Annotated in this window: 13 protein-coding genes; 4 read left to right on the top strand and 9 right to left on the bottom strand. The window is 46.4% G+C overall.

The features are described from left to right. Positions 1–248 precede the first annotated feature (248 nt). The gene (locus HOK28_06895) at positions 249–2,501 is read right to left on the bottom strand and encodes a DUF3365 domain-containing protein (protein ID MBT6432801.1); all 2,253 of its coding nucleotides are present in this window, start codon (positions 2,499–2,501) and stop codon (positions 249–251) included. A 351-nt stretch (positions 2,502–2,852) separates the two neighbouring features. Here HOK28_06895 and HOK28_06890 point away from each other — a divergent pair, with 351 nt between their 5' ends. After that, positions 2,853–3,083: a hypothetical protein gene (locus HOK28_06890; GenBank protein ID MBT6432800.1), complete on the top strand. Its 231-nt coding sequence runs from the start codon at positions 2,853–2,855 to the stop codon at positions 3,081–3,083. A 303-nt stretch (positions 3,084–3,386) separates the two neighbouring features. On the opposite strand, the gene HOK28_06885 is transcribed toward HOK28_06890, so the two are convergent. The 3 genes from HOK28_06885 to HOK28_06875 all read right to left on the bottom strand — a co-directional run bounded on the left by HOK28_06885 (position 3,387) and on the right by HOK28_06875 (position 6,197). Then, positions 3,387–3,614 (bottom strand): hypothetical protein, encoded by a 228-nt coding sequence (locus HOK28_06885; GenBank protein MBT6432799.1) that lies wholly within the window; start codon positions 3,612–3,614, stop codon positions 3,387–3,389. 47 nt (positions 3,615–3,661) lie between these two features. Beyond that, a complete protein-coding gene (locus tag HOK28_06880; GenBank protein ID MBT6432798.1) occupies positions 3,662–4,918 on the bottom strand; it encodes an adenylate/guanylate cyclase domain-containing protein in 1,257 nt (418 codons plus the stop codon). A gap of 952 nt (positions 4,919–5,870) precedes the next feature. After that, positions 5,871–6,197, bottom strand: coding sequence for a hypothetical protein (locus HOK28_06875; GenBank protein MBT6432797.1), 327 nt, complete (start codon positions 6,195–6,197; stop codon positions 5,871–5,873). A gap of 669 nt (positions 6,198–6,866) precedes the next feature. On the opposite strand from HOK28_06875, the gene HOK28_06870 reads away from it, so the two are divergent. After that, entirely contained in the window at positions 6,867–7,952 is a 1,086-nt protein-coding gene (locus HOK28_06870) for an SUMF1/EgtB/PvdO family nonheme iron enzyme (GenBank protein MBT6432796.1), read from the top strand. A gap of 573 nt (positions 7,953–8,525) precedes the next feature. On the opposite strand, the gene HOK28_06865 is transcribed toward HOK28_06870, so the two are convergent. The 5 genes from HOK28_06865 to HOK28_06845 all read right to left on the bottom strand — a co-directional run bounded on the left by HOK28_06865 (position 8,526) and on the right by HOK28_06845 (position 12,310). Beyond that, positions 8,526–8,714: a hypothetical protein gene (locus HOK28_06865; protein ID MBT6432795.1), complete on the bottom strand. Its 189-nt coding sequence runs from the start codon at positions 8,712–8,714 to the stop codon at positions 8,526–8,528. 31 nt (positions 8,715–8,745) lie between these two features. Further along, the gene (locus HOK28_06860) at positions 8,746–9,786 is read right to left on the bottom strand and encodes a hypothetical protein (protein MBT6432794.1); all 1,041 of its coding nucleotides are present in this window, start codon (positions 9,784–9,786) and stop codon (positions 8,746–8,748) included. A 627-nt stretch (positions 9,787–10,413) separates the two neighbouring features. Further along, the gene (locus HOK28_06855; protein ID MBT6432793.1) at positions 10,414–11,568 is read right to left on the bottom strand and encodes a hypothetical protein; all 1,155 of its coding nucleotides are present in this window, start codon (positions 11,566–11,568) and stop codon (positions 10,414–10,416) included. A 185-nt stretch (positions 11,569–11,753) separates the two neighbouring features. Next, a complete protein-coding gene (locus tag HOK28_06850) occupies positions 11,754–12,020 on the bottom strand; it encodes a DUF805 domain-containing protein (GenBank protein MBT6432792.1) in 267 nt (88 codons plus the stop codon). Between the two features lie 152 nt (positions 12,021–12,172). Continuing rightward, entirely contained in the window at positions 12,173–12,310 is a 138-nt protein-coding gene (locus HOK28_06845) for a hypothetical protein (protein MBT6432791.1), read from the bottom strand. A gap of 399 nt (positions 12,311–12,709) precedes the next feature. Between HOK28_06845 and HOK28_06840 the strand changes: the two genes are divergently transcribed. After that, positions 12,710–13,738: a hypothetical protein gene (locus HOK28_06840; protein MBT6432790.1), complete on the top strand. Its 1,029-nt coding sequence runs from the start codon at positions 12,710–12,712 to the stop codon at positions 13,736–13,738. Positions 13,739–14,031: 293 nt separating this feature from the next. Beyond that, a complete protein-coding gene (locus tag HOK28_06835; protein MBT6432789.1) occupies positions 14,032–15,102 on the top strand; it encodes a transposase in 1,071 nt (356 codons plus the stop codon). Positions 15,103–15,551 lie beyond the last annotated feature (449 nt).

The raw sequence follows: 15,551 nt of genomic DNA, 5'->3' as shown, positions 1-15,551 counted from the left end.
CATGTAGGAGTTCCTTCTCGGGTTGGTTGAATCTAATTAAATCTAATTAAATCTAATTATGAAATCTAACTAGAAATCTAGCTAAGCAGGAACTTGTGTTTGCTTAGCACGCTAAACGCTTTTCGTAATGATTTCGTGAAATAGGTAGCATGCACACATTCCTGCTTAATGTCTATTTTTTTCCTGCTTAATGTTTATTTAATGTTTATTCCAACCGATTCCATTACCAATAGTTCTAGGCCCAAAGCCTATACCGAACGATTCACAGGCAGAGTAAATCTCATAATAACCCCTTGTGGCATATCTGATTTACACTGCAGGTCGCCTTGATGGTCACGCGCAATGGCGTAGCTTAATGAAAGCCCAAGACCTGTACCTTTACCAACTTCTTTCGTCGTAAAAAATGGGTCAAACATATGGATTTGGTCAGACTTCGAAATTCCTATGCCATTGTCAGAGAATTCAATAACCATAAACTTACCATCGTCATTCAAAGACATACTGACATCAATAATTCGTTCTCTTGCTACTTCTTCAAGGGAATCCATAGAATTCACCAATAGATTGACCATGAGTTGCTCTAACGAATCAGCACAGCACTCAACTGCAGGAAGATTCTCAACAATATGACGCCTAATCTGGATAGCATTGGCATCCACTCGTTCCTGCAAGAGGACCAGCGAACTATTCAACACATCTTCCATAAAAACTCGGGTCCAGCGACCGGAAGATTTACGCCCTACCCGTTGCATATGTTGAACAATCTTTCTAATTCGTTCAACTTGCCGGGTAGCTTCGGGCAACAGTGAGCTACCCCGCTCAGAGTTCATTGGCCATTTTTGCGCGTCATCCTCTAGAATAGCCAAATAAGCCTTGATAAATGTAAGTGGGTTATTAATTTCATGGGCCACACCTGCTGCCACCTGTCCAAGCGATGCAAGTCTTGACTGAGCAAACAACTGCAACTTGCTCTCCTCGCGTTCCTGTTCACTTTTACGTACTGTCGTCATGTCCTTGATGACCAAAACAGTACCTCCATGCTCCTGATTCTGACTAAGTAGCTTAGCTCCTCCGAGAAGTACCGGTATCGTATTGCCTTCAGCGGTAAGCATATCAATCTCGAGCTGTTCTGCTATTACACGCTGATTTCGAAAACGCCGCAGGGTCGACAAAATAACGTGACTAAAGATAGGCCAAGCACGTAGGTCGTGTTCATTGAAATATAGAGAAAAGGTACACCCTGGTGAGTGATTGATGGGCAATCGAACCGTACCCACAGACATACTCGACCCATCACGACACAGCAGTTCAGCATCAGTAACGACCCATTCTCCTAACTGGTCATCCTTACCAGCCTCCTCCTTGTTGTCACCCAATCTTCCTGAAGAGAGTGTTCCGTGCTCCCAGCCAGTAAGCCGACCGAAAGTCTTATTGCACCAGAGGTTACTCGAACCAGCTACCTGCCCCGTAATTCCGACCGGAAGCATAGAGAGTTCACTCATCAGATATCCATCATCAGTAGAATAAACGCTCTCCATTTCCAGCCTTAACTGCTCAAACCTGTCGCTCAAAATCGTTATGTCCGAACTCGACGGTCCAAGAAAGCTACCCAAAGGTCTACCTACGAGATCATGTTCCGCCCAACCCAATAGGCTCATGGCTGCTTTATTAACCGTAGCAATGGCTCCTCGCGGATCAACAACGATTAAGGCGTCTGTCATCGATGCTGTGATCTCATCGGAATACTCCCGCTCGCCGAGTAAACCTAAATAGTTTTTGCGAGATTTCTGAATGGTAGCTGCCAAGCTCCAAGCGACGAGTCCGAGGAAAAAAATTGAGAAAACGACCATGTCGCGTAATCGGGAGTCCATAACCGAAACTCCCGGCGCCAGGGGGACCGCAACCTCCAAGACGCCACGAACATCACCCTCACGCCAACCAGTTCTAGGGCTCTCTGGATGATTATTATGGCAGTGGACGCATTCCGCACGCATTCGATCAGCCGTCGCATATCGCAAAGTAGAAACACCGTTAATCGACTCAACGCGCGAAAAAGACGAAGCTGGATTCTCATTGAGAAAATCCCAAGCCTCATTCGCATACGAATCGTCCGACAAAGAGTGTCCCGTTGAACCAGGAAAAGGATAAGGGCTGTAAAGCTTGAAAGGAGCAGGTTCTGCTTCAGAAGCAGAGCGCCCGAGAAGCTTAGTTAATGTGGCTGGTAGAGGAATCGCATTCGCACTGCTATGAAAATCGCGGCGCGCCTCTATTCCTTGCCCTCTAAGTTTCTCCACAACTTCTTTACTGTAAAGTGTTCGAAACTCGACCAAGACATTAGAATAGTGCCGAGCTTCTTCTAAGGCCATGGTTTCGATCAAATCCGAGGACATCGAGCGCGAGTAAAGAAAGAAGCCTCCCACAATGAAAATGAACCCCGCCCCTAAGGCCAAGTTCGTGCGCCAATAAGAGGCCCTCATAACGATTTGATGAATTCTATTCACGGCACTATGCTATCAATTCGGGGCCAACCGAACAATCATTTCGTATGGTCACGCAGGAGATTACACCGAAATTACGCCGCAACCGATGTTTTCCTGCATAATTAGAGCTGGGCAGGCTGTATGCCCAACGACCCCTAACTTAAATCAAAGACGCTAAAAGGGTGCTACTGCAACAGTTGACGACACCTGAAAACCAAAAACCAGATTAAGCAGGAGTGTGTATATTCACTTCGATTGAGAACATAGTAACCTTATTCATCAGCTAAGCCTCTGGAATCCTAAGAGGTTTTTTTCGGCGCTCATACCAGGTGCCCCCATTTGTGCTCCCAGCAGCTCTAAAGTGTCCCAGGTATGGATTATATTAAGAGCATGGGACGAACGACAAAGCTCACAACCGAAATTCAAGAAACTATTTTATCAAGCTTACGTATGGGAAGCACCAGGGCACATGCAGCTGCCTATGCAGGCATATCTAAGCGTTTTACTCGGTACACAATAGACCACTGCAATTTCACCAACTACGCCATTCCTGCAAAGTGGAGCGCATCCACAGACCGAACTCTATGGTGCCACCTGTATTAATATGAGATGCACTTATTTTACTAGCTTAATGTTCAAGCGATAGGACGTTAGACTGGCTACCGTCTCAGTCAGACATCATTTCATATACGAGAGGAGCATAGTACCTAGTGTGTGTTGCTCGTAAAAAGAGATAATACCAAGCGCTAACAAGAGCCGAAGAACTCAACAAAAAGATAAACCGGTCAACTAAGAGAAATAAATTGATGAAAGATTGCGGTTAATTATTAAGTCGGGTGGCACCTATTTAAAGGGGTTAAACGACCCTCCCCGCTACTGGGGTTATTTGCATTCTTATGGAACGGCTTAAAGGGTCTCGATAGGTTTGATTTGCTCGCTCTCGAGTAATCTATTGTGAATCGCAAAAAGATAGCTTTCGATGTTTTCCAAGCGAATGCCATATCGAACGTTGGTGCTAACTTCTGGCAACACTTTCATATCTGCCAAACGCTGCAGAGTAGCGATACCCACACATACAGACTTAAGTGCCTGAGACACTTTCATGTGCTTCTCAACTTTAGTGTCTTCACCCATTTCGGTACCTAGCACCTTTTAAGGGTGATAATGATGCCACCGACGAATTAAGATTGTTCCCACGTTCCTAGCAAAAAATAGGTCATGAGTTCGCCTTTGCCTTTCATGGAAACCTTACCCCGTTGCTCAACCGCGAACGCATCTTCAAGCAGCACTTTGGTTTCTTCGGAGATTTGAATGGCTCCTACTTTGCCATTGGATTCCATCCGGCTCGCGGTGTTGACCGTGTCGCCCCATAGGTCGTATGCAAATTTTTGGGTACCGATGACACCCGCCGTTACGGCACCACTGTGGATACCAATCCGAATATCCAGTTGACGACCTAACTCCTGTGAGATGATTTTAAGTTCGCGCTGTATATCCAGAGCAAATCCCGCCAACGCATGGGCGTGGTCACTGCGCTCGGTGGGTACGCCCGCCGCGACCATGTAGGCGTCCCCAATGGTTTTAATTTTTTCTACCCCGTGTTTTTGGGCCAGGGTGTCAAAGCGGGCAAATACTAAACTCAAAAGTTTAACTAACTCGCCCGAGTTCATCTCCGATGACATAGCCGTAAATCCCGCGATGTCGGCAAAAAGAATGCTGACTTGGTGGTGGTCATCGGCAATGATTTCCTCTTTATCTTTTTTGAGACGTTCAGCAATACTGACAGGAAGCACATTGTGTAAGAGCGACTCGTTGCGTTTATTGGCCAGTTGTAGATCCTGAGTTCGCCGGTCCACCATCGTTTCTAATTTACGCTGGCGCGACAAACTGTAAATCCCAAATAAAGACATCAGACCAATACTCAAAAACGACTCGGCAAGGGCCTCAAAGCCACCGATACTCAGGGCGAAAGTAATGATGGCAAAGCAAGCGATCTGAAACACACGCGTCCACAATAGAGGTGAGATAAACTCGGTCTCTACCTGGTACTTTGGCAGCTTTTGGTTTCGAACGGTACGACTCAACCACATGCTAAGTCCCCCCGATAATAGCAAAGTCAGAATCGGGGCGATGGGCAGCATAAACCCGTAGGGCGTGTCGAGGTTGACCAGCATATTAATGAATATGGCAATGGTGCCAATTACGCCAAAGACCAGCGTTAAGTTACTCAGAATCCATGGATTGTTCTCGGATCCAAAGCCTAGGCGGCCTCGGCTCCAGAAGATCAGTTTATAAAAGAGGCTGATCACCAGGACCCACCAAGGTAGTTGGCTGTAATGAAATAATATCAGCAGCCACTCTTGGGATGAACTAAGTAAGCGGTCGACCAGTTGGTCGTACTGGGCAATCTCAATACCATATTTTTCGCCTGAACCCATGAAGCTTATCAGTACGGTTAGGGTGCTGCATGCAACGACACCTATCGTGAACAAAAACACTCGCCTCAGTTGAAAGTGATGCTCTTGCAGCCAAGATGCTTCTCGAGTGGGGTTGGCATGGGCTCCTGGTTGCAGGGCCATGAAGAGAAAGTGCACCAGGTAGCTTATCAGCCCATAGACAAAGGTCAGAAAAATAACAGCCAAAATGGGTCCGAGAGAACTGGGTTCGCTCACGCGGCTGTATAGCGAATAGCCAAGTACAATTCCCGGAATACAGCTGGCAAAAAGATATGCAGTCGCGCAGATGTGGTGAAAGTCGGTCTTTTCTTCTGGCTCTTGTAGAGCGCTTAGACAAACAAACGGAAGATTCTGATTGGTTAAGAATGTTTGCAAGACTCCAGCCGCGCCCAACAAAAAGAGTAGACTGGGCCAACTCATAAAAACATTGAAATGCCACAGTGGCAGGACCATTAAAATGGGCACCAAGATGGCTAAGAGCGCCGTGAAACGTTGAAGCTGGTAGGGTTTCATGTTGACCATTCGTGGTCGAGATGATCTTGAGTAGTAAGTTTATCCATGGTCTTAAGGATAGATTAAATCACAGACGAGCCCGTCCTCCTACCGGAATTCAAAATCAAATTAGCGACTCTATTGGGCAGCAATGTCTTCAAATACAAATCACTGCTGGCTAGGTTGAAATCATTGCAAAATGATAGTTGGGGCTCCAGGGTCAAACAGACACAAGTTCCTGCATAATCGTTATTTTAGAGATCTCTACTTGCGATGGTTACGATTTGCGTACGCGGCTCATACCACTCACGAACTTCAGCCTCCACTTCCCGCTGCTCCGCAACAATTTGCGGTGGTAACTTTCCTTCGTAGCCCAGTGAATAAGAAAAGAGTTTCGTCGCCGCATCTAGACGAGCAGAGCGCCCTTTTCTACTAGGTACATTTATTCTATATTTGCACCAACAACTGCCGCCATTTGCATCATGTCGATGGTTTCACCTTCTTTCATTTGTGTCAGGTCTGTCAGTTTACCCGACTTACTTGTCGATTTTGTGTTTTTAAATATAGGTAGTAAGCTTGCGTCCGCGACTATAAATTTACCACCATTTTCAGCTTTACCATTTTCAGTCTTTGTTTGAAGCTTATTTGCCTTAATATAGTCCCACAATTTCTTGGTTATCTCTGTACGAGGAAGTTCTGTTGCCCCTAGTAAAGTTGCAAGTTCATTTTTTAACTTCACCGGTTTGCTTAAACCTTTTGCTGCTGCCATTTTTAACTCCTTAAGATTTTATCTGAGATCAAATCTTCTATTCATTTAATAATAATTAAAATAATTCTTCATATTATTTTAAGTCGATATGCTTCTTACAAAATGTCTTTAAGTGATCAAGCTAAGCTTTGTTTCGCATCACCAAACTACATACGTATATTTTCCTTAAAGAAAAGTGGGTTGTACCTAATGGCTCCCTTCGCAGCCAGCGCTTTCATAATCAAAAATAGAGTCAGCGTTCTTGTAAAGGCAATTCACCCGACAATGGGATTCTGCCAAGTAAAAGGCCCCTATTGAGACTCAACTTCAATACTAGGCCAGTCATCAAAAGCATCCACCCAGATTAAGTACCTAGGGAATTCAACCTACCAAAACCCTAACGTCTGACTGTATAACATCACGCTTCCGACTTGCCGAACACGGAAAAGATTAGAAAAGATTAAGCAGGAATGTGTACAGACACAAGTCGATATCAACTAACCTAAGATCCTTGAAGAAAACAATTGGTACACCAACATGCACAAGTTCCTGCTTAATCTGCTCTTAATCTGCTCTCCCATTCGAATCAGATATCTTATATGTATCAACCGGTAGATTATTTTTCGAAGATATTGACGTTTCATTTCTTCGGATGGTCGAGAAGGCCTGACGTTTATGGGGGGATTAAGCATGAAACCAATCGTTTTAAATTTTACAATCTTTTGTTGCCTTACGGCACTCGCGGCTTGTGGGGGCGAGAGTACAGAGTCGGATGATAACGACGGCTCTGAAGTGACTCAGGCCAATGCATCTACCATGATGAACCAACTTCCTCTCGAGGACTGCACTGAGTTTGGTTGTGCCAATGGTTGTGTACAAATTGATTACGGTGTGGACGAAAATGCGGATGGCGATCTAGATATTAGTGAGATTGATGGTACTGAATACATTTGTCATGGCTTGAGTGGCCAAGATGGCGCCAACGGTACAAATGGTGTTGATGGCGAAGACGGGGTAGATGGCTCAGACTGCACAGTGAGCGAGGTAGATTGCTTAGCCACGCTTACTTGTGAGGACGGTACCTCTGTTAGCTGGAACTTAATGGGTTGTATGGCTGAAGTACCTGAAGGCATGGTTGAAGTACCAGCCAGTTCGTTTTTGTATGGCAACCCAACCGGTTCCCTGTATCTACCAACCTTTTATATCGACAAATATCCAGTCACAGCTGGTGATTATAAAGCCTGTGTGGATGGAGGTATGTGCCAATACAACGGCAGTACAACAAGTCCCTACCGCACTTATGACAATGGCAAAGACACCCATCCTATAAACTTTTTAAATTGGTATGATGCGACTGCTTATTGCATTTTTAATGGTAAGCGCTTGCCCACCGAACAAGAGTGGGAAAAAGCAGCTCGCGGCACCGATGGCAGAACTTATCCTTGGGGAGAGGATGCTCCTGATGGCACGCGCTCCAATTATTGGGAGAGTGGCGATGACTATGATGATGGAACAACTCCTGTTGGGTATTTTAATGGTGTAAATACATTAGCTGATGGAACTTCCACGGCTGACAGCCCAAGTCCATATGGTGCTTACGATATGGCTGGGAATGTGTGGGAATGGACGAATTCTTGGTCCAGTAGTTTGGAATATCGCATGTTGCGCGGCGGGTCGTTCGGCTACGACTCGAACCGCTTGCCGACGTATTATCGCGACGGCCGCCACCCAGACAATCGTAACTACGGCTTCGCCGGTTTTCGTTGTGCCCAGTAGACTACGCTTCTAAATTCTAAGTTCTGATTATTCCCCTCCCTTGGGAGGGGTCCAACCCCTCACACCCACTCAACTCGACCCAGCTTTACCAAACCCTACTCTATCGTCACAAGCTCAAGGCTCTTTGCCAGCCCTCGGAAGTGATTAATTTTTGGTTGGCACCTACAAATGAGGAACGTTCATGGATGGAGATTACGGGCGTGATACGTATTCAGCCCGAAATCGGCGTAACCAATACCCAGAGTGCGGAGTATTCAGGACAAATGTCGAGCGCAACGGGTGAGGCTTGTCCATAGTGGCGATAATAACATCGACTGACACCCATAGGGTTGTGTCAGCGGATGTTGGGCGTGACCGGTAAACGATACAGCTCAGTGTGTTGAGAAGGTCTTTAATCAATAGTTTAAGCAGGAGCTTTTGTTTGCTTGGCGTGCCAAAGTTTTTCATCCTGATTTTGTGCAATAGGCCGCATTTGCAGGTTCCTGCTTAATCTTGCTTCATTATCTTACCTTTAGCCCTTACCCCCACTCTGCAAAAATCGAGGTGAGGAAGTGTATGCACCAAAGCTTGATTCTAGGCACGCGCGTTGGCCAATAACTCGATATAGGGACCACTGAAAAAAAGAATCAGTGCATTGTGAGGATGTTGCTTGGAGCCATACTCTACATGAAAGCCCAACTCTCTGAATTTATGAACCGCTTCATCTAAGGTTCGACCTCGATAGTTGATGTGACTAAGTTTCATGACTAACTCTACTGCCATTCACTTGGTTCCATAGCCTGGTATCTGCACTCTAAAGCCGATTGAGCGTTAGGTCTGTCGTTGTTTTCACGTTGATCATACCGCCCATCTTCATATCGGATGTGATAGAGCCTTTGAGCGACTTCAGCATTCCTTTTGCCACCTGAAATATCGATTCGAATGAACCCGTAAGTTTCATTTCCGGCGCACCGGCTCCCATGCCACCCATGCCGCCCATGTCGCCCATGCCGCCCATGCCACCCATGCCGCCCATGCCGCCCATGCCGCCCATGCCACCCATGCCACCCATGCCGCCCATGCCATCTTCACCGGTACCGGTCTCGATGGATGTTTTAAGTGTCGCCCGCTTAGCGTTGACCGTCGGTGTACTTGTTTCAATTGTGGTCGCGCCCATCTTCATCTTAAAGCTCGCACCTGGGCTCACCGAACCGTCGGGGAGCTTTAGCAACTCAAGAAACTTCGTTGGCAGAAGGTCAACTTTCGGTGCGTCTTGTTTCACCTTAACTTTCTTCTTAGAGGTCGTTTTTTTAACTTTCTCTATGCTGTACCCACCACTGAGTTTGCCTGTCTTTGGATCAAACGAAGCATGCACTGTGACTTTCTCATCTCCCACTTGAGCACTACCCGATCCACCATTTGGTCCGACTTTAGCCGAGACCAACATGTTGTCTCCTTTTTCATCGATCACCATGTAGACAATTTCTTTGAATTTAAAGTTCCCTTTACGGTCAATTTCTACCAGATTTCGCAGTGCGGTTTTCGGAAGCCCAGAGAGGCTCCCCATCACTCGCCCGGACTTGTTAACGACTTTGAAGGCTTCAATGGCTATTACACCCTCGGCTGTACCGTTGGGTTGAACTGAATCGATGTGGATCGCAAATGTGGAATCAAGGGTGAAGGTGTCCTTCATGCTCATCCCCATCCCAGACATGCTCACGTTGTCGACAGATTTCGCCTGAAAACGGTAGGTGTTCCCTGTCTTCCAATCGTAGTTGAGTTCAGTCGCTAGAGCGGTAGTTCCACTAAACAAGGTAAGAGTGAGAATAAGTAGTTGTCGAAGGGAAATGAACATCGTGGAACTTTCGTAAATAGTGATGAAATTTTTAATCCGAATTCTTGAGCTTAGCATCATTATGCCCAAGCGATAACCCTGACGCAAAAGTCGCGGTCGATATTCATTTAAGAAAAGATGAAGGATGAAAGATGAAATGCTAATATAACAACAATCGGGAGACCTATTTGCTGTGTTTGTGAAGTTGCTAAGAGGCGAAAATCCGGAGAGATTTAGTTGTAGGCAAGCAAGACGGGTCATCATAACCATGCCTCGAGAAAGCGATGAAACGCTTATGCTTGGCGCCTTATCCAACTGAAACAGTGCAGTGGGTACCTAGCTGGTAATACTGCTGATCCAATGACCATATCCATGTGGGAATCCTCCAAAATAGGTTTTCTCGAAGATGGACTCAACCTGGAACCTTTAAGCCTCCAATAGAATCTTAAGCAAATAACACAGTTCTCAGTGATGCCATGCAAGAATGACAGAAGCATTGCTACGTTTGCACGCCTAAAATGTTTAGAATTGAGCGGTCATTTAGAGTCAAAACTATATTGTCTGGACACAAAAGCCTAAATCAAACAGATAAAGCGATGAAAATTATTAAGGTCGGTGACACCTTTTAAGGGGGACCCTGAGAGGCCACTACCAAGATGCGGCGATGCGCAGATAGGGACCCCACATGATATTGCCCAGATCGTAACCGTAGGAGACTACGATGTCTTCTGGGTGATCGCTGGCATCGGCGGCGCTGTCACTTAGCGGTATGTATTGATGGCTGCGTGCCTCTATGCCCACACCTGCAGAGATTTGAGCCCATGGATAGTTCCACAGATTTAACCACTCCAGCCGGATAGTTCCACTTAGTGCGACGTCCACCGTGCTATCGGTGGCTACAATTTTCGCATTTTCGTAAAGAAAATAATCTGCAGGCGTGCTGGTTACTTGCTCTCGGATGAATTCGTCGTTGCTCGTATCTCTCTGCCAGATTGCCAAACCAAAGACCATATCAACGTCGACTGCAATGAATGAGCGATAGTGGGTCCCTCGATAAATTTCTGTAGATCCGGTGGAAATGTCGTAACCGACGCTCAGAGCCTTGGTTGGGCTCATTTGCATTTTGAGACCTACAAGGTGCATCGTATTGGCCGGGGAATAGGAGCGCTTAGGTGCTTCGCGATGGGTGCTGCCGGAGACTTCCCGCATGAGCTTGAACGAGCGGGGAACCCTGTTTTGAATGTAGGTACCTCCCCAGCTGATAGCATTGGCCTGATACTTAAGTGCTGACACATTGAGGTAGCGATTGTGGATCTTTTGCCCGATGGGGATGGCAGCATCGTCATCCCCGCGAAAAACATCCACATTTGTGTCGAGAGAAAAAACTTCGGTTTCGTTGGTAGTCTTGCCTGCCAAAAAACCGGACTCCACCGAGAGGAACCAGCCACCTGCCTGAATACCGAGGAAGACGGAGCGAGCGAGATCTTCAACGTCATCCGGAACGGCAAGCGAAAGCGAAAATGAAACGTCTTCGTCGTGGATGTAGCCGTATTCGATTACTCGAAACCAGGAGGGCTCGATGTCGATGTAGCGCCACATCGACTCACCGTCGTCAATCAATTGACCAAAGTCGAAGTGACTTGTGTAACGAAAAGAAGTGGAAGCATAGTGGCTTCGTGACGTTTTCTTTGCGGCGTTGGCCGGGGTAGGCGCGAAGGAAGCGAGCGCGAAGAAGGCAAGCGTTGCGCTAGCCCAGACACATCTGCAAAAAACGAATTTATCAGGCACCAGCTTATCACGCATTCTGTTGTCCGTTCCAAGGTAAATGGCCTATAAATTGATTAACCAAGAAGAGGTTTAGATACAACTTTTTCAGTTAAGCTGAAATCATTGCGGAAAATAATTGGTTCTCCAACATGCATAAATTCCTGCTTAATCTATTCCCAAGTGCCTTAAGGACGAGGGTGTGTTTGATAAGTGGGTTTTGCTTAGGCTGCGGTTACCAATGGGTCGGGACCAAAGCGGTTAACGCCTTCGGTGCCTTTGGTGAAGGACCAAACCAGCATAACAAATGGACCAATAAGTGGAATCATGGTTCGCAAGTAATGCCTGCCTGATTTATCTAAATCGTGAAGACGTCTGATGCTGACGGCGAAGACGGGTGGGATAACCGCGACCTGCAAATACATAACAGCTGTGGCGATATTGGGAACGGTCATAGCGAGAGTTGTGAGTGCGAGAGAAGTTTGAAGCATCGATTAAGCATCGATTAAACAGGAATGTGTGCATGCCGATTATTGTTTGAAATCATTACAAAAAGAATTTGGTGTGCTAAGCAAACACAAGTTCCTGCTTAACTAAATCTAACTAAATCTAACTAAATCTAACTAAATCTAACTAAATCTAACTAAATCTTAACTAAATCTTGTTGCGCCGTTTCAACAATCTCTGCATGAGCACCCTCTTTTGCATCGATGTTAACCGGCAAAGGTCCCACGGCAGCACAACCGGCGAGTATCCACAGCATCACAGGAATAACGAACAATTACAGCATCGGCACCCCTCTTCCATGAAAACGCAGGCTGACTGAAGACACAAACAAAATCAGGTAACGAGCCGCGGCAATCATAAAGTTCACTAAAAACTATCTAGGTATCAATTTTCTCGTCTCGTAAGACCTTATGAACCCATTGAACCGCCTACCACCGGATTCACCGCAACTTTTCAAATCAACGCCCGATAACTCCATCAAGAGAAGAGCAACCAGATTATGACGCCAAGCGTTATATAGTGGCGGAAACCACGCCATTATTTAAATAATTGGGCAGTCCAATCTCGCGAACGACACCCCTAAGTGACTGAAATTACTAAGCTAGGTCAAAAGGTGGAGAGTGGCTCGGTCCTTGCTTTCATTAAGGTAGGGAACAAGTCAATGGAGGATGATATGAGCTTAACAAACAAGAATCTAGCTGCCGCAAGGCGTACCATCGCCAAAGAAGTTGGCAAGGATGCCCTTGCCTCTTTCCATGAGTCGAATATTTTTCTCGATGTTTTGGCTGTGTTTAGCATCCTCTTCTTTTTCTTTTCCATGATGACCGCCTTAGCGCTGCTACCTTTTGGCTGGCTTTGGGCTCTTTGTTTTATCGGTCAAGGGTTTAGCTTGCAGTGGATGGCCCTTGTCAGTCACGACATCTTTGTGCACCGCGGTGTTGGCGGCAAACATTTGAGCTGGCTTGGCAGCATGCTTCTTACTGTCCCGCGATTCTCATTACCTTCCGGTTACCGAGAAGCCCACCTCGCACACCATCGCCATATTGCAACCGACCGAGATACTGAAAAATACAAACAAGACCTCAACACACGCTGGCGACGCTTCCTCTTTTCCACATTTATCGGCGCTAAAATGGCACAAGCTGGGAAATTCTCCGAAGAAGCGCAGAGCGGGAAAGATGTAAAGCATTACCGCGCAGTGGACACCCGCAACCCAGAGCTTCGACAACAGGTTCAAAGAGAGCAGACCATCCAGAAAGCTTTTCTCCTAGCCCTCTTAGTAGGTGCAGTGGTTTTCCCCAAATTCATTCTTCTCGGCTATATTTTGCCTGTATTTCTAATAGGCCCTTTCTCAAACACGTTACGCATTATCATTGAGCATGGCGAAACAAACCCCGACAATCCCTATCACATTGCAACCTTTTATAAGACAGGGCCCATCAGCCGATTTGTCTTCTTTTGGGATGCCGGGGACTGCCACCTGATTCATCATCTCTATCCATGCATTCCTTATTACCGGATAGGTGCAGCACTCAAAGCCATGCGCCCGATTCTCTTAAGGCATGGTGTTGTTGAACGTTATTCTTTCTGGTGGCTTCTCAAGGGATGGTATGTGGACAACTACGGACACCGTACTCTATGGCCCCAAGAACCGATGACGACGATACAAGAACCAAAAGGGATATTGGCTGACCCTGCCTAGTCGTCCATTCATTAACCATCCGAAAATAGAAAATAGATTAAAAATAGATTAAGCAGGAATGTGTGCAGACACCAATCGATATTGACTAACCTAAAATCATTGCAGAAAATAGTTGGCAGACCAACATGCACACATTATTGATTAATCTATTTTCAAGGACAGTTGTTCAGCTGGCTGGGCCGGTCACCCCGCCCTATCCAAAAATACAAACGACCTAAAAACCGCGTGAGACCGGGCTCTGCACAGCCCACCTTTCTCCAAAAATCACCCCAAAAACATGATATTTGGACGGTATGAACGCACTCTTTCAACCGTGGCACATGGTTTTGATGTGTCTTGCCGGCTTGATGAATCGCGAGCAGCACATGGTCATCGACTATCTCCAAGAGGAAAACAAAATCTTGAAGGAGCATCTCTCTGGCAAGCGAATTCGTTACACAGATAAACAACGGCGACGTCTCGCACTGAAAGCTAAAGAGCTTGGCCGTAAAATCCTAGGACAGATAGACACCCTCGTGACCCCTGACACGCTTCTGGCATGGCATAGGAAGCTGATTGCCAAGAAGTACGATGGAAGCACTAAGCGCGGGTCCGGGCGCCCTAGAATCATGAAGGAAATCGAAGCGCTCATTGTTGGCATGGCGAGAGATAACCCCAATTGGGGATACCTACGTATTGTGGGTGCACTTCAAAACGTGGGGCACAAGGTGGCCCGTACGACCATTGCCAATGTCCTGATGCGACACGGCCTCGAGCCTGCACCAGAGCGAAAGACCACGTGGAAACAATTTCTAGAGATGCATTGGAATGTACTCGCTGCGACTGATTTTCTGACAGTCGAAGTCTGGAAGCCCGTTGGACTCGTGCGTTTCTATGTCCTTTTTGTCATCGACATAGCTACGCGGGAAATCCACATTGCAGGTATTTCATCAGGCCCAAATGGCGATTGGATGGCGCAAATCGCTCGAAATCTAACTGACTGTTGTGATGGGTTCTTGTTGGATAAACGCTGTCTCATCCATGACCGTGACCCACTCTTCACAGAGCACTTTCGCGGCATTTTAAAGACCGCCAATGTTAAGTCCCTACGCTTGCCTCCAAAGAGCCCAAACCTAAATGCCTTCGCTGAAAGGTTTGTCCTCTCCATCAAATCAGAGTGTTTGAATCGCATGATTTTCTTCAGCGAAGCCCAGCTTCGGCATGCCGTGCGAGAATATGTTGCCCACTACCATCTAGAACGAAACCACCAAGGGGTTGGCAACGAACTCTTGAAGGCAAAGCCGGCGGCAAATTCCGATGGGGACATTGTCTGCCATCAGCGCCTCGGGGGCATGCTTAAGTATTATTCTCACGAAGCGGCTTGAGGCTTTAATCCTCAACCCGACTCATCACCCTTTTCGTTGGCATCTCCACGCCTGGTTGACCCCATTGTGTTTGTCTGAGGTTCGATTGAGAGACTGCCGGAAGAATTCTATCAACAACTCGTTCGTGAATTGGGAGATAAATCTGGTTGCGGGGTGTTTCAAAGTAGAGATTCGAGGTCGTTTCTATTTTTGGATAGGGCGGCCTAGCCGGGGAAGGCGCTGAATTTCACTATTTAAGGCTAAAAATGGAAGAACTAGCGGTTTTCGGCAAGTCGAAAGCGTGATGTTATACATTCAGGCTCTAGGGTTTTGGTAGGTTGAATTCCCTAGGCTCTTGAAAGTTATATTAAAAATCTTGTTTCAAAGATAAAATAGTTTGTTTGTCTTTATTCTTAAACACATTGCTGCTTAATCTGGTCCTCGAAAAGTTTGTCTAGCAGCAAATTTTG

The sequence above is a fragment of the Deltaproteobacteria bacterium genome, from assembly GCA_018668695.1.
GTDB lineage: Bacteria > Myxococcota > XYA12-FULL-58-9 > XYA12-FULL-58-9 > JABJBS01 > JABJBS01.
The sequence above is the reverse complement of the archived record's forward strand: the minus strand, read 5'-3'. Positions and strand labels throughout refer to the sequence as shown.

Coding starts and splice junctions, on each gene's coding strand:
- HOK28_06865 (MBT6432795.1), bottom strand. CDS start 8,714: ATGGCAGTAGAGTTAGTCATGAAACTTAGTCACATCAACTATCGAGGT.
- HOK28_06860 (MBT6432794.1), bottom strand. CDS start 9,786: ATGTTCATTTCCCTTCGACAACTACTTATTCTCACTCTTACCTTGTTT.
- HOK28_06885 (MBT6432799.1), bottom strand. CDS start 3,614: ATGGGTGAAGACACTAAAGTTGAGAAGCACATGAAAGTGTCTCAGGCA.
- HOK28_06855 (MBT6432793.1), bottom strand. CDS start 11,568: ATGCGTGATAAGCTGGTGCCTGATAAATTCGTTTTTTGCAGATGTGTC.
- HOK28_06840 (MBT6432790.1), top strand. CDS start 12,710: ATGAGCTTAACAAACAAGAATCTAGCTGCCGCAAGGCGTACCATCGCC.
- HOK28_06875 (MBT6432797.1), bottom strand. CDS start 6,197: ATGGCAGCAGCAAAAGGTTTAAGCAAACCGGTGAAGTTAAAAAATGAA.
- HOK28_06850 (MBT6432792.1), bottom strand. CDS start 12,020: ATGCTTCAAACTTCTCTCGCACTCACAACTCTCGCTATGACCGTTCCC.
- HOK28_06835 (MBT6432789.1), top strand. CDS start 14,032: ATGAACGCACTCTTTCAACCGTGGCACATGGTTTTGATGTGTCTTGCC.
- HOK28_06890 (MBT6432800.1), top strand. CDS start 2,853: ATGGATTATATTAAGAGCATGGGACGAACGACAAAGCTCACAACCGAA.
- HOK28_06880 (MBT6432798.1), bottom strand. CDS start 4,918: ATGGGTTCAGGCGAAAAATATGGTATTGAGATTGCCCAGTACGACCAA.
- HOK28_06870 (MBT6432796.1), top strand. CDS start 6,867: ATGAAACCAATCGTTTTAAATTTTACAATCTTTTGTTGCCTTACGGCA.